The sequence below is a fragment of the Bacillus sp. BPN334 genome (genome assembly GCF_008368885.1).
GTDB lineage: Bacteria > Bacillota > Bacilli > Bacillales > Bacillaceae_G > Bacillus_A > Bacillus_A wiedmannii.
Genome location: NZ_QOZW01000006.1, coordinates 512,778 through 527,006, shown reverse-complemented (window position 1 = coordinate 527,006; position 14,229 = coordinate 512,778). Strand labels below are relative to the sequence as shown.

Sequence of the window (14,229 nt, the reverse complement as noted above, 5' to 3'; positions counted from 1 at the left end):
AGAAGCCACCCTTTCCGGTCTCACAGGACTGAATTAAAAGGTTATTATTATGAAGCAATCTGCTTAGATTGTTTTATTTGTTTCGTTTCCGGTAGTAGTAGATTTAATAGTACACCTACAATTGCTGCTAGTGCCATTCCTTCTACTTGGAACGATTCTCCTACTTGCAGTACCGCTCCACCAATACCGATTACTAGTATTACTGATGCAATCATTAAGTTTCGTTTGTCACTTAGGTCCGTTTTCTCATCTACCATCATGCGTAATCCACTTGATGCGATTACACCGAATAGTAAGATTGATACTCCACCCATAACCGGTGTTGGGATCGAATGAATCAGTGCCGAAATCTTACCGATAAATCCGAACATGATTGCGAACACTGCTGAGCCGATGAATAAGTATACGCTGTATGCTCTCGTAATTGCTAGCACACCAATGTTTTCACCATACGTTGTATTCGGTGGTCCACCGATTAGTGATGCAATTAATGTTGCTATACCATCACCGAATATCGAGCGATGTAAGCCTGGTTTTTCAATTAAATCTCTTTTAATAACATTTCCAAGTACAATTTGATGTCCGATATGCTCTGAAATTGTTACTAGTGCAACTGGTACCATCAAGAGTACAATCTTCCACGAAAACTCCGGAGTATATGTTACAAATGGCACTGTGAAATCTGGTACAACAAACCATTTTGCCTCAGCCACCGGCTTTAAATTTACTAGCCCTTGGAAGTAAGCGAAGATATATCCGCCGATAATGCCCAGTAGCACTGGTATGATACTGAAAAATCCTCTTCCGAATATAGAGCAGATAATTGTAATTGCTAATGTTACTAATGCTACTGAAAAGTGTGTAAAGCTATATTTGCCATCCGCACCGTTCATCGCCATGTTAACTGCTGTATGTGCTAAAGCGAGACCGATTACCATTACGACTGGACCAACTACGATTGGCGGAAGTAATTTCATAATCCACTCTGATCCTGACTTCTTAATTCCGAGTGAGATTAAGATATACACAAGCCCTGCTAGCAAACCACCGAGCATTGCTGCTCCAGGTCCACCTGCTGTTTTCGCTGTTATAATCGGTGCGATAAAGGCGAATGATGATCCTAGATAGGCAGGTACTTGACCTTTCGTTATAAGAAGAAACGCTAGCGTTCCTAATCCACTTGATATTAATGCTACTGACGGATTCAATCCTGTTAAAAACGGAACAAGCACTGTTGATCCAAACATCGCGAACAAATGTTGTATACTTAAAAATAACCATTTTCCCGGTTTCGGTACTTCATTAACGTCTAATACTGGCTTTTGTTCCATTGTTACATCCTCCTTCAGTTTAAATCTTTGCAATAAAAAAACTCTTTGTGCCTGTGCACAAAGAGTCCTACACTTTCGTATGCCAAATTTGACATATGAAAGCCAAGACCCTTTGGCAGCCTCACAGGACTACATTTAAAAGGGCTTTACTTATCGTATATGCTTACTCGATCTTGTTGATCTGTCTCTTGCAAATCAACTTCGATACGCTCTTCACTTGATGTTGGAATGTTCTTTCCTACATAATCAGCGCGAATTGGTAGTTCACGATGACCTCTATCAACAAGAACCGCCAGTTGGATTTGTGATGGTCTACCTAAATCCATAAGAGCATCCATTGCTGCTCGAACTGTTCTTCCTGTATATAATACATCATCCACAAGGATAACTTTTTTCTTCGTAATATCTACAGGGATATCAGAACCTTTTACAAGTGGTTCTTCATTTTTCGATTGTAGTGTTAGATCATCACGATATAACGTAATATCTAGCTCTCCAACTTCCATTTCTTTTCCTTCAATTTGACCAATTCGTTCTGCCAAACGTTGTGCAATAAAAATTCCACGCGTTTTAATTCCGACAAGAACACAATTATCGACACCTTTATTTCGTTCCACGATTTCATGACTAATTCGTGTTAAAGCGCGGCGAATCATTTGGTCATCTAAAACGACAGCTTTCTCTTGCATGCTCTACACCTCCAAGCTTTTTTCTTGCGTGAGAGTAATGGTATAAAAAAAGTCCTCTCAGCGTGTGCGAGAGGACTTTTGAAAAAAGGGTACAACATACCCTATGCATTTCAAACCGTTACCTTCTCAACCTCACGGGGCTGTGTTAAAGGATCATTATTTAACTGTTGTCAGTATCTCAGTTTTCTTATGATTTGTCAATACTATTTCCGTAAAATATTTAATGCGTCTTCAAACACTTCTGGAATCGGTGCCTCAAACTGAATATATTCACCAGTACGGGGATGGTCAAACCCTAAAATACCTGCGTGAAGTGCTTGTCCATTCATGTCTAATGTTTTCTTCGGACCATACTTCGGATCTCCTGCAAGTGGATAGCCAATATATTTCATATGAACACGAATTTGGTGCGTACGTCCCGTTTCTAAGCGACATTCTACAAGTGTAAAATCTTTAAAGCGTTCTAACACTTGGAAGTGCGTAACAGCATTCTTACCATTTTCATCAACTGTCATGCTTTGACGTTCTTTCTTATCGCGACCAATTGGTGCATCGATCGTTCCTTTATCATGCGGAATCACACCGTGTACAATCGCTTTGTAACGTCTTGTTACTGTTTTTGCTACAAGTTGATTTACAAGTGACTCATGCGCCACATCATTTTTAGCAACCATTAATAGTCCAGATGTATCTTTATCAATACGATGCACAATACCAGGACGCATTACACCGTTAATACCTGACAGGTCTGTACAATGGTGCATAAGTCCGTTTACAAGCGTACCGCTTGTATGCCCTGGAGCTGGATGTACAACCATACCACGTGGCTTATTTACAACGAGTACATCTGCATCTTCATAATAAATTTCTAAGCCCATATCTTCTGCTTGGATATTTAACTCTTCTGGATCAGGAATCGTTACTGTAATTTCATCGTTTTCTTTAACTTTATAATTCACTTTTACCGATTTTCCATTAACTGTAACGACATCATCTTTAATCCATTGTTGTACTTGTGAACGTGACCATTCACTGTTTATTTCTGCAACGAATTTATCAATTCGCTCACTTTTTTGTTCTTCTGCAACTGTTACTTGTACTACTTCACTCATTCAATTACTCCTTCGTTTTCTTGCCTTCTAATAATGTTTGAATAATAATTAATACAACACCAATACATAATGCTGAATCAGCTATATTGAATACTGGATAGTTGTACGAGAAAATATACACGTGAATGAAATCCACTACTTCTTGTCTAAATACACGATCAATGAAATTACCAATTGCTCCGCCTAATATTAGACCTAATGAAATCCCTAGAAGTTTGTCTGTTTTCGCATATTTTTGCATATAAATTACGATAAATACTACAAAAACGACTGTAATAATGTAGAAAAACCACATTTTATTTTCTAAAATCCCCCAGGCAGCTCCTCTATTTCGATGTGATGTTATGTATAATACATTATCGATAATCGGAATGCTCGTACCCAATTCCATGTTCTTTACAATTAGCCATTTCGATATTTGATCGATGGCAATGACAAATAACGCTATTACATAATATATCATTTTCATTTCCCCCACAAAGACAGTGTACCTCAAAATTTTAGCATAGCTGCAACCTTTTCACAATGAACCTTTATAGAAGAATAAAATAAATTTAAAAAAGGTAATATAATATCGTTGTGCGCATTCATACATTTACTTTTTCATAGAAAAATTCATGAATGGTACGGGCAGTCGGCATCGTCTTCATTTGTTTTACCGAAATTGCTCTCCCCGTTTCTTCACAAATACCATACATATCTATCTCCATTTTAAATAATGCACGTTCTACATCTTTTAAGTCCTCTTTTATATCATGTAATAGGAGTTTTTTCTTTATCTCTTCCTTAATTTCATATCCAAGCTCTTCGCTAAACTCTGTATCATATTTGTGCATGACCTCTTTAGCTAGCCTCTCTTGTAACTCTTTTCGCATCAATTGCAATTCTTCTTTGATTTCCATATACATTTCATTCACGTGTACATTCCTCCCAGCTGCAATGTACGATTAGTGTGTCCGAAATTTCTATGCTTACCTCACACACATTTTTCCTTCATAGGAAAGAGAGTGAAAGTTATTTTAATATATCATCAATAAAAAAACTGACTGTACTTATGCACAGTCAGTTTTTTTATTATTTTACATAGTTTTCTTTAACAACTGTTGCACAACGCTCACATAATGTTGCATGTTCAGCATCTTTACCAATTGTTTCTGAAACTACCCAACAACGTTCACATGTTTCACCAGTTGCTTGAGCAACAACAACCGCTGTATGCTCATATTTTGGCGCATCTGCTGGCGCTTCTTCCATCATACCACCAAGTTTATACTCAGAAACGATGAATAATTGCTTCAAGTCTTCGCTAATAGACTCTAACATAGTTTTCATTTCTACAGTCGGATATAGCGTAATACTTGCATTTAATGACTTACCGATTACTTTCTCATTACGAGCTACTTCTAACGCTTTTAATACGTCATCACGCAGCGTCATAAATGCATCCCATTTTGTTTTTAATGCTTCCGCACCATCTAATTGTACAGCTTCTGGCATGTTAGTTAGTTGTACACTTTCTTCTGTTACACCTGGAATGTATGGCCATACTTCATCAGCTGTATGCGGTAAGATTGGTGTTACAAGTTTCGTCAATGCAACAAGAACATCATATAATACAGTTTGAATTGCACGACGATCTTCATGGTTTGCACCTTCAATGTATAAAATGTCTTTTGCAAAGTCTAAGTAGAATGAACTTAAATCAATTGTACAGAAGTTATGAATTGCATGATACACAGCAGCGAAGTCGTATGTTTCATATGCTTCTTTTACTTTTGTAATTAAGTCATTTAATTTCACTAACATGTAACGATCTACTTCACGAAGTTCAGCTACAGCTACTGTATTTTCACTTGGCTTAAAGTCATCTAAGTTTCCTAATAAGAAACGGAATGTGTTACGGATTTTACGATACACTTCTGCTACTTGTTTTAAAATATCATCTGAAATACGTACATCAGATTGATAGTCAACAGAAGATACCCATAAGCGTAAAATATCTCCACCTAATTGATCCATAATTTTCTTCGGTACGACGATGTTTCCAATCGACTTACTCATTTTACGTCCTTCACCATCTAATACGAAACCATGGCTTAGTACGCCTTTATATGGAGCTTTACCTGTTACAGCAACTGCTGTTGATAATGAAGAGTTAAACCAACCACGATACTGGTCAGATCCTTCTAAATATAAATCAGCTGGACGTTGTAAGTCTTCGCGCTCTTCTAATACTGCTTGGTGAGAAGAACCTGAATCGAACCATACATCCATGATGTCTGTTTCTTTACGGAATTCACCATTTGGGCTACCTATATGTGTAAATCCTTCTGGTAATAGATCTTTCGCTTCACGCTCAAACCATACGTTAGAACCGTGCTCACGGAATAAATCTGCTACATGGTTAATTGTTTCATCTGTAATAATTGGATCACCATTCTCTGCATAGAATACAGGGATTGGTACACCCCATGCACGCTGACGAGAAATACACCAGTCACCACGGTCACGAACCATATTATGAAGACGAGTTTCTCCCCATGCTGGTACCCATTTTGTTTCCGCAACAGCTTCTAATAATTCTTTACGGAACGCTTCAATAGATGCAAACCACTGTGCTGTCGCACGGAAAATAATTGGTTTTTTCGTTCTCCAATCATGTGGGTATGAATGCGTAATGAATGTTAGTTTCAGTAACGCGCCTACTTCTTCTAATTTTTCTGCAATTGGCTTGTTAGCTTTATCATAGAATAAGCCTTCAAATCCAGGTGCTTCATTTGTTAATACACCTTTATCATCAACTGGGCAAAGTACTTCTAATCCATACTTTTTACCAACAACGAAGTCATCTTCCCCGTGCCCTGGTGCTGTATGAACACAACCTGTACCTGCATCTGTTGTTACGTGATCTCCTAGCATAACTAATGAATCACGATCGTAGAATGGATGTTTTGCAACTGTATACTCAAGTTCGCTACCTTTTACCGTTTTCACAACTTCAGCATTTTCCCACTCTAACATTTTTGCAACTGTCTCAAATAGTTCAGAAGCAATAATATATTTTTCATCATTTACTTTTACAATAGCGTATTCAAGTTCTGGGTGAACAGAAATACCTAAGTTTGCAGGTAACGTCCAAGGTGTTGTTGTCCAGATAATGAATTTCTCATCACCTTCTAATACGTTCTTTCCATCTTTTACAGGGAATGCTACGTAAATAGATGCTGATTTTTTATCTTGGTATTCAATTTCAGCTTCTGCTAAAGCTGATTCACTCGTTGGAGACCAGTAAACTGGTTTTTGTCCTTTATAAATATAACCTTTTTTCGCCATATCACCGAACACTTTAATTTGTTGCGCTTCATAAGCCGGCTCTAAAGTAATATATGGGTTATCCCAATCTGCACGTACACCTAGACGCTTAAATTGTTCACGTTGACGTTCTACTTGTTCATATGCATACTCTGCACATAACTTACGGAACTCAGCAACTGTCATTTCTTTACGCTTTACACCTTTATTTGTTAAAGCTTGCTCAATTGGTAAACCGTGTGTATCCCAACCTGGTACATATGGTGCGCAGTAACCAGTCATTGATTTATAACGAACAATAAAGTCTTTTAACACTTTATTTAATGCATGTCCCATATGAATGTCACCATTCGCATATGGAGGTCCATCATGCAGTACAAATAAAGGACGACCTTTCGTATGTTCTTGTACCTTTTCATAAATATTCATTTCAGCCCACTGTTCTTGCATTGCAGGCTCACGTTTTGGTAAATTCCCACGCATTGGGAACTCTGTTTTTGGCATTAGTAATGTATTTTTGTACTCCATGCTCAATTCCTCCTTACATGTATAAAAGAAACACTTAAAAAACGGAATAAAAAAGAGACCTTCTCATCCCAAAAAGGGACGAGAAAGTCTCCCGCGGTACCACCCTAGTAGATCCTATACGTATGTATACAATCCTCTTTATATTCTTAACGCGAATATACGCCTACGCTTACTCTATTTGTTCAGCGCGGAACTCCAGGGTGATATTCCCATTATCTCCTTATCCTGAGCTTACACCATCCTCAGTTCGCTATATAAGGTTTGAAAAGGTACTTATCCCTATCTTCGTTTTTCTTAATAAATATGTTGTTTAAAATTATATGTAATAATGAGAAAAACGTCAAGCTTACACTGTTTCTTCTTTTTTCAACAGTTCATCTACTTCGTCTTCTAACTCAATTAGTTTATCCCAATCATCGTTGTTTAACATTTCAAGCTGTGTTTCTAATAACATACGGAAACGAGTGCGGAATACTTTCGCTTGTTTCTTTAGCTCTTCAATATCAAAAGCAACTTTTCTTGATTTTACTAACGCTTCGTTAATAATACGGTCTGCATTCTTTTCTGCTTCACGTACGATTAATTTTGCTTCTTTTTGCGCATTACGTTTTACTTCTTCCGCTGCTTCTTGTGCAACGATGATAGATTTGTTTAACGTATCTTCAATATTAGAGAAATGATCTAACTTCCCTTCTAATTGCGCAACTTTTTCTTCTAAAGCTTTTTTCTCACGAATGACTAATTCATAATCTTTGATAATTTGATCAAGAAACTCATTTACTTGATCTTCATCATAGCCACGGAATCCGCGACCAAATTCTTTGTTATGAATATCTAATGGTGTTAACGGCACAACGCCACCTCCAAGTAGTTATCTAAATTTCCTCTTTCAATTATATCTTTTCTTCGACAAAATAGGAGGATTTCCTTCTAAAAAACCAATCATTTTAGTATACCATACAAAATTCTCCATTTGTCGCGCTTTGTTCTACCTTCTACAGAAAACAATTTACTTCGTCCATATCCTCTTACTGAAAAAACATCTCCTGGATAACATTCATAAGAAGTTTGCTCCACTGTTTTCCAATTAACTTTTACTAAACCATTTTTTATGAAAGGTTGTACTTTTTGTCTGGATATATGTAACATTTCAGCTAACATAACATCTAAACGAAGTGAAGAAACCGTTCCAGATTTCTCTCCCCACGTTTCTTGCATCTGTAGAATTTTTTCTCCTTGCACTGGTGATAAGGAGACTTTCACTTTTGCTATAGATTGTAAGTTCATCTCAATATAAGATACAACTTCTTTCGCGACTACAATTTGGGCACGATCTTCTTGAAGCAAAATATCACCACATTTTTCTCTCGTTAAACCGAGAGACATAAATGTACCTAATATTTGCCTATGTTCTAGCGTATAAAACTTGGAAGGATAGTCAATTTCCAATACTTCTACTTGAAATTCCTCTTCATTCACTACTAGATAGTCCGGATAAATGAGTGCTCTCTTACGCTCTGCATGAGGCGTTGCACCATCAAACTGTACAGCAACATCCCCTTGTCCTATTACCATAGTGACAATTTGTTGTTGTCTTGGATCAAGGAAGTCTGTTAACTTCACTTGATGGTACTCCGCTGCTCGCTTCCACTCTAACACCTTATCCACAAAGACCTCTTCATCGGGTCTGAAATGTTCATAGATGCTCATTTATTTAACCTCTTACTATAAGAAATAGTTGAATATACTTATTAAACCATTCGTAGCAAGCTTTAACGTGAAAATCGCAACGAGTGGAGAGATATCAATCATACCAAGCGGCGGAATAAATCTGCGAAATGGTTCTAAATACGGTTCACAAATACGCGCAAGAATATCTCCGAAAGTTGATTCCTTTGCACCCGGGAACCATGATAGGAGAATGTAAATAATAAGTGCCCACGAGTAAATCTCGATAGCATAAACTAAAAGCCTTAAAACTGTTTCCATGGCGTATTACCACCTCTTTATATTTGTGTCTTCTTCTTCACCGAATAACTCTGAAATTGCACCAACAATATCTACATTTTCAGGTGTACACATAAATGTTTTCGGTCCTATTTTTTGAATATCCCCGCCTATAGCGTATACAGTACCACTTAAAAAGTCAACGATACGTACAGCTTGATCAGTAGACATTCGTTGTAAATTAATCACAACAGCTCGTCTACCTTTTAAATGGTCCGAAATCCCTTGCGCTTCCGAATATGTGCGTGGTTCTAATAAAACAACTTTTGAAGATTGCTTTGCCGTTTCAATGCTCACAACATTTTGTTTCGGTTGCGCTTTTGGAAACGTAACATCTTGTTGTTCTGGCGGATCTTGCTGCTTCTTCATGTCTGTTTGCTCCTTTTCATAACTATATTGAGCTGCTTCTTTTTCTTCCGGTGTATCAAAAAAGAAGTATTTTACTTTTGACCAACTCATAATAAGATTCTCCTTCCTTTTACGCTTTTCCTACTAAAATCGTCCCCAAACGAATATATGTAGCACCTTCTTCAATTGCAATCGTGTAATCATTAGACATTCCCATTGATAATTCTTTACATGGCGCATGTAATAATTCTAGCTCCTGCACCTCTGTTTGTAGCATACGTAACTCCTTAAAACAGCGTCTGATTTCGTCCTCTTCTTCTGTAAACGGAGCCATTGTCATTAGTCCAACCACTTCAATCTTATCCAATTCTTGCAAACTTTGAATGAAAGAAACGGTTTCTTCTATTGCCAATCCTTGCTTTGATTCTTCAGATGATGTTTTCACTTGAATAAAACATTTCACTTTCTTATCAGCACGTTTTTGAATTTCTTTTGCAAGTGAAAGTCGATCTAACGAATGTAAATAATCAATTTCATTAATGATTTCTTTTACTTTTCTCGTTTGTAATGATCCAATAAAATGCCAATTCACTTTTGAACCGAAATGTTCGTACTTCTGTAAGAAACCTTCATTTCTATTTTCACCTAAATCGCTAATTCCAGCTTCAATTACTTCGTTTGTCTTTTCAATTCCTACCGTTTTTGTAACTGCAACGAGTTTAATATCTTGCAAAGAACGTCCCGCTCGTGCGCAAGATTGTTTAATTTCTTCGTTTACAGTTGTTAAATTTTTTTGTACTGTCACTTGCTTTCTTCCTCCTTAAAACCTATGAAACTCAACATTCTCCCCGTCTTACCTTGATCACGACGATGAGAGAAAAATAGTTGTTTTTCACAGCTTGTACAAAGAGATGACATTACAATATTCTCTTCTTTTATGCCTGCTTGTACACATAATATACGATTAATTTCTTTTAAATTAATTGCGTACTGCCCATCAGAAATTTTTTTATAAGGGACAGAACCGTTTACTACTTGCTCTGCTGCTGTTAACACTCTATCATCAACAACGTAACAACAAGACCCAATTGCTGGTCCAATTGCAACATGAATTTCATCGCTTGAAACCCCTTCTGCATTCCATTTTTGAATCATTTCCTTTGCAATCTCTTTTACAGTCCCTTTCCATCCAGCATGCGCAAGTCCTATCATACCATGTGATGGCGCATAAAAATAGAGTGGAACACAATCCGCGTAACATGATGTTAGAAGAACATCATTATTAGTCGTATAAATGCCATCTGTTTTTGAAATGCCGTCTTCATATGAATAGACGCCACTTCCTTTTTCCTGTTGTCCTACTTTTTCAACATGATGATCATGAACTTGTTCAGAGCAAATCCAGTTTTCTAATGGTTTTTGTAACTTATTTGCTAAAATGCGTCTGTTTTCATGAACATTCTCCACGATATCATTCACATGTAATCCTAAATTCATCGCATGAAAGGAGCCCGTACTTACCCCATCATCTTTTGTCGTAAATCCAGCAGTAATGTTTCCAAGTTCTTTCCACGCTTGTAAATACAATATACCGTCCACATATTTAAATGGTTCTCTCATAACAAAGCGGCTCCTTTTAATTAAAATAACATAAAAAAGCATGGTACTTCCTGTCTATTTTACCATACTTTTATTTTTTCATAATGCCAACAGAAAAAAAAGAGGAATTTGTAATATTCTTTATGAAATTGTCGGTGTTTGTATTGATTCTGTTACAGAATTAACAGGATTTACTCTTACAAGTATGACATCTTCCCCAATTTTCATAATTTCCTCCCAAGGAATTACAATTTCTACATCCTTTCCAAAGATCCCCAACATACGTGCCTGTTTGGAAATAATAATAGACCCGATCTTCCCTGTGTTCATATCAATTTCAATATCTCCAATATTCCCAAGCCTTTTTCCATCTGAAACATTTATTATCTCTTTCATCTGTAACTCTGAAATTCTTTTCATTTTCATCCTCTCCCTTATATATGACGAATTGAAAAAACACTGTTTCTCAAATTAACAGGAAGCACCCTCTACTAATTCCATATTATTTTCATTATATGAACACAGCTTCCCTACTATGAGCGAAGACAAACTATATTACATATAAAAAGGTTTCACCATAAATGGTGAAACCTTATCCTTGAATCGTTTTATTCATTTGTTTAATAGCTGATTTCTCTAAACGTGACACTTGTGCTTGAGAAATCCCAATTTCTTCTGCAACTTCCATTTGTGTCTTTCCTTGAAAGAAACGTTTTCGAATAATCATTTTCTCACGATCATTTAAACGCTTCATCCCTTCTTTCAGTGCTAACTCTTCAACCCACTGCTCGTCCTTTTGTTTTTCATCACTTAACTGATCCATTACAAAGATAGGATCTCCCCCATCGTTATAAATCGGTTCAAATAATGAAACTGGATCTTGAATCGCATCTAATGCAAAAACAATTTCTTCATGAGTCACTTCAAGCACTTTTGCAATATCCATTGCTGTTGGTTCTTTTGAATTTTCTGCAATCAATTTCTCTCTTACTTGTAACGCTTTATACGCAATATCTCGTAATGATCGAGATACACGAATCGGATTATTATCACGCAAATATCTGCGTATTTCCCCAATAATCATCGGCACAGCATACGTTGAAAATTTTACATTTTGGCCTAAATCAAAGTTATCAATGGATTTCATAAGTCCGATGCAACCAACTTGAAATAAATCGTCAACATATTCTCCTCTGTTATTAAATCTTTGGATGACGCTCAGTACAAGACGTAAGTTTCCATTCACTAATTTCTCTCTTGCGCTTATCTCTCCACTTTGCATTTCACGAAATAATTTACGCATTTCATCATTTTTTAGTACGGGAAGTTTAGCTGTATCAACACCGCAAATTTCTACTTTGTTTCTCGTCAAAGTGTTCCCTCCTATCGGGAGTTGCTGTACAGTGTAAAGTATTTCCTTTGAAGGGGATTTTATGCATGCGGTTTTCTCTTCATTTTTCATTTTCGTTGTCTCTTCTCATACAACGAAAGAGAATAAGACCAGCCTAGATAACGGCTGGTCTTATTCTTTACACCATTTTATTAAATTCTTTTCGTAATCTTTTTATGATTCTTTTTTCTAAACGCGAAATGTATGACTGTGAAATCCCAAGCATATCCGCCACATCTTTTTGCGTCTTTTCTTCTTCTCCAGCAAGCCCAAACCGAAGTTCCATAATTTGTTTTTCACGATCATTTAATTGATGCAATGCTTTCATTAGAAGATGACGATCTACAGTAGCTTCTAAATCTTTTGTAATAATATCATCATCTGTACCTAATACATCTGATAACAAAAGTTCATTCCCATCCCAATCGATGTTAAGCGGTTCGTCAAAAGAAACTTCTGAACGATTTTTATTATTCCGACGCAAATGCATTAAAATTTCATTTTCTATACAACGTGAGGCATATGTTGCTAATTTTATCTTCTTTTCTGGATTAAATGTATTCACTGCTTTAATAAGGCCGATTGTTCCTATACTAATCAAATCTTCAATGTTTATCCCTGTATTTTCAAACTTTCTTGCTATATATACAACTAACCGTAAGTTGCGTTCAATCAGTAACGATCTTGCTGCCTGATCTCCTTTTGGCAATTTATTCAAAAGAACTTCCTCTTCTTCTTTCGTTAACGGTGGTGGCAACGCTTCACTTCCACCAATGTAATAAATTTCATCGGTCTTAATTCCTAATTTCAGCAATACTTTATACCAAAGGTATACTAAATAAAATTTTAATTTCATCATATTATCCCGCCTCTCATTATTAAGCAATGACCATTTTTTGCGAAATTAACATTTTCGGATGCACAATACATTGATACTCTCCATTGGTTGACAGCTGTTGTGTATTTAATCCAATCAATACTTTGCTAACTACAATAGAACTACCTTCATGATAAATTTGCACACTGTCTGGCTTAATTGCCCATAAAAATTGATTCTCTACTCCTACTGCTCTGAAAGGAATTAAGCGTAATTTTGTCGCCCACCCAGAATCATTTTCTGGTATTTGAGGAATCTCTGTTTTGGAATAAATTTGTTCTGTTAACCAAGTTGGCAAGCAATGCTCTAATGATGAGATATGCATAATCATAACGGGTGTTTTTGTTAACGGGTCGTAAAGTTGGTTCCCACTATCAATTAAACCTGCGAGTTCTAGTTCCTCTTCGGCTAATTGAATTTTCAATTTCACAATTTGATCATAGTGTATTTTTGTAACCTCTACGCTTTCAATACGCTTTTTAGAAAAATAATAAATTACTGGAAAACCAAAAACAACAAACAACCAGCTAATTGGATCACCGTAAGAAATTGATTGAGATTGAACCAATCCATTTACCATTTCATTCGTTTGCAAAAAGAAATGAGTCCCAATTAACCCTCCGCCAACCATAAAGGTTACAAAGTAAAAAGTAAAAACAGTTTGTGTATAGTTTCTAAACGTTGTAAACCCAAATGCTGTATACACAATAAGTAACGAGTACAGTAGTTTCATAATTGGATGTGTCATCATAGAAGCAAAAGGAGTAAAGGCAAAAATAACAATGGTTGAACCTATAAATGCCCCTAACACAAGCCTCCATCTTTTGATCTTCTTTTTTAACACGGTTGCTGTTAATAAAAGTAAAAGAAAATCAATGCAGGCGTTTAACAACCAAACAACGTCGGCGTAAACAACCAAACAATTCACCTCTTTTTTTAAGTTGAGACTAGTATAATGCATATCCAATAGGAAAGTGTGTCAATTTGCGGAGGTGTTTTTTTGTTATTTTGTGTTTTCTAGACAAAATCTGTCGGT

16 protein-coding genes and 1 other annotated feature are annotated in these 14,229 nt (G+C 36.4%); all 16 genes read right to left on the bottom strand.

Translation table 11 applies throughout. From position 1 onward, the window contains the following. Positions 1–47: 47 nt before the first annotated feature. The 16 genes from uraA to spoIIGA all read right to left on the bottom strand — a co-directional run bounded on the left by uraA (position 48) and on the right by spoIIGA (position 14,112). Positions 48–1,331: a uracil permease gene (gene uraA, locus DN393_RS09850; protein WP_064474979.1), complete on the bottom strand. Its 1,284-nt coding sequence runs from the start codon at positions 1,329–1,331 to the stop codon at positions 48–50. A gap of 146 nt (positions 1,332–1,477) precedes the next feature. Beyond that, on the bottom strand, positions 1,478–2,020 hold the full coding sequence (gene pyrR / locus DN393_RS09845; protein WP_001156490.1) for a bifunctional pyrimidine operon transcriptional regulator/uracil phosphoribosyltransferase: 543 nt from the start codon (positions 2,018–2,020) through the stop codon (positions 1,478–1,480). Positions 2,021–2,223: 203 nt separating this feature from the next. Continuing rightward, entirely contained in the window at positions 2,224–3,132 is a 909-nt protein-coding gene (locus DN393_RS09840; RefSeq protein WP_088047257.1) for an RluA family pseudouridine synthase, read from the bottom strand. 4 nt (positions 3,133–3,136) lie between these two features. After that, positions 3,137–3,595 carry a lipoprotein signal peptidase LspA gene (gene lspA, locus DN393_RS09835; RefSeq protein ID WP_000642186.1) on the bottom strand — a complete coding sequence of 153 codons (459 nt, stop codon included), beginning with the start codon at positions 3,593–3,595 and terminating at the stop codon, positions 3,137–3,139. A gap of 124 nt (positions 3,596–3,719) precedes the next feature. Then, positions 3,720–4,049: a TraR/DksA C4-type zinc finger protein gene (locus tag DN393_RS09830; RefSeq protein WP_001004658.1), complete on the bottom strand. Its 330-nt coding sequence runs from the start codon at positions 4,047–4,049 to the stop codon at positions 3,720–3,722. A gap of 157 nt (positions 4,050–4,206) precedes the next feature. Beyond that, positions 4,207–6,972, bottom strand: coding sequence for an isoleucine--tRNA ligase (ileS2, locus tag DN393_RS09825; RefSeq protein ID WP_088047256.1), 2,766 nt, complete (start codon positions 6,970–6,972; stop codon positions 4,207–4,209). Between the two features lie 71 nt (positions 6,973–7,043). Continuing rightward, positions 7,044–7,267 (bottom strand) — a binding site (T-box leader). Between the two features lie 51 nt (positions 7,268–7,318). Continuing rightward, positions 7,319–7,825 (bottom strand): septum site-determining protein DivIVA, encoded by a 507-nt coding sequence (divIVA, locus tag DN393_RS09820; RefSeq protein ID WP_001131609.1) that lies wholly within the window; start codon positions 7,823–7,825, stop codon positions 7,319–7,321. An 89-nt stretch (positions 7,826–7,914) separates the two neighbouring features. Then, entirely contained in the window at positions 7,915–8,682 is a 768-nt protein-coding gene (locus DN393_RS09815; protein WP_088047255.1) for a YlmH family RNA-binding protein, read from the bottom strand. Positions 8,683–8,697: 15 nt separating this feature from the next. Beyond that, positions 8,698–8,961, bottom strand: coding sequence for a YggT family protein (locus DN393_RS09810; protein WP_064474975.1), 264 nt, complete (start codon positions 8,959–8,961; stop codon positions 8,698–8,700). A 6-nt stretch (positions 8,962–8,967) separates the two neighbouring features. Beyond that, the gene (locus tag DN393_RS09805; RefSeq protein WP_064474974.1) at positions 8,968–9,438 is read right to left on the bottom strand and encodes a cell division protein SepF; all 471 of its coding nucleotides are present in this window, start codon (positions 9,436–9,438) and stop codon (positions 8,968–8,970) included. Between the two features lie 19 nt (positions 9,439–9,457). Then, complete coding sequence (locus DN393_RS09800; protein ID WP_064474973.1) at positions 9,458–10,132, bottom strand: YggS family pyridoxal phosphate-dependent enzyme; 675 nt, start codon at positions 10,130–10,132, stop codon at positions 9,458–9,460. Continuing rightward, a complete protein-coding gene (gene pgeF / locus DN393_RS09795; RefSeq protein ID WP_064475091.1) occupies positions 10,129–10,947 on the bottom strand; it encodes a peptidoglycan editing factor PgeF in 819 nt (272 codons plus the stop codon). The genes DN393_RS09800 and pgeF overlap by 4 nt, the downstream gene beginning before the upstream one ends. A gap of 120 nt (positions 10,948–11,067) precedes the next feature. Continuing rightward, on the bottom strand, positions 11,068–11,346 hold the full coding sequence (locus DN393_RS09790) for a YlmC/YmxH family sporulation protein (RefSeq protein WP_142289349.1): 279 nt from the start codon (positions 11,344–11,346) through the stop codon (positions 11,068–11,070). 172 nt (positions 11,347–11,518) lie between these two features. Next, on the bottom strand, positions 11,519–12,298 hold the full coding sequence (gene sigG, locus DN393_RS09785; RefSeq protein ID WP_000197753.1) for an RNA polymerase sporulation sigma factor SigG: 780 nt from the start codon (positions 12,296–12,298) through the stop codon (positions 11,519–11,521). Positions 12,299–12,455: 157 nt separating this feature from the next. Continuing rightward, positions 12,456–13,175: an RNA polymerase sporulation sigma factor SigE gene (sigE, locus tag DN393_RS09780; RefSeq protein WP_000976947.1), complete on the bottom strand. Its 720-nt coding sequence runs from the start codon at positions 13,173–13,175 to the stop codon at positions 12,456–12,458. Between the two features lie 19 nt (positions 13,176–13,194). Then, positions 13,195–14,112, bottom strand: coding sequence for a sigma-E processing peptidase SpoIIGA (spoIIGA, locus tag DN393_RS09775; RefSeq protein ID WP_048563202.1), 918 nt, complete (start codon positions 14,110–14,112; stop codon positions 13,195–13,197). Positions 14,113–14,229: the final 117 nt, after the last annotated feature.

Bases quoted from the DNA above. Each gene is read 5' to 3' on its own strand.
- uraA (WP_064474979.1), bottom strand. From the start codon at position 1,331: ATGGAACAAAAGCCAGTATTAGACGTTAATGAAGTACCGAAACCGGGA.
- pyrR (WP_001156490.1), bottom strand. From the start codon at position 2,020: ATGCAAGAGAAAGCTGTCGTTTTAGATGACCAAATGATTCGCCGCGCT.
- DN393_RS09840 (WP_088047257.1), bottom strand. From the start codon at position 3,132: ATGAGTGAAGTAGTACAAGTAACAGTTGCAGAAGAACAAAAAAGTGAG.
- lspA (WP_000642186.1), bottom strand. From the start codon at position 3,595: ATGATATATTATGTAATAGCGTTATTTGTCATTGCCATCGATCAAATA.
- ileS2 (WP_088047256.1), bottom strand. From the start codon at position 6,972: ATGGAGTACAAAAATACATTACTAATGCCAAAAACAGAGTTCCCAATG.
- DN393_RS09815 (WP_088047255.1), bottom strand. From the start codon at position 8,682: ATGAGCATCTATGAACATTTCAGACCCGATGAAGAGGTCTTTGTGGAT.
- DN393_RS09810 (WP_064474975.1), bottom strand. From the start codon at position 8,961: ATGGAAACAGTTTTAAGGCTTTTAGTTTATGCTATCGAGATTTACTCG.
- DN393_RS09805 (WP_064474974.1), bottom strand. From the start codon at position 9,438: ATGAGTTGGTCAAAAGTAAAATACTTCTTTTTTGATACACCGGAAGAA.
- pgeF (WP_064475091.1), bottom strand. From the start codon at position 10,947: ATGAGAGAACCATTTAAATATGTGGACGGTATATTGTATTTACAAGCG.
- DN393_RS09790 (WP_142289349.1), bottom strand. From the start codon at position 11,346: ATGAAAAGAATTTCAGAGTTACAGATGAAAGAGATAATAAATGTTTCA.
- sigE (WP_000976947.1), bottom strand. From the start codon at position 13,175: ATGATGAAATTAAAATTTTATTTAGTATACCTTTGGTATAAAGTATTG.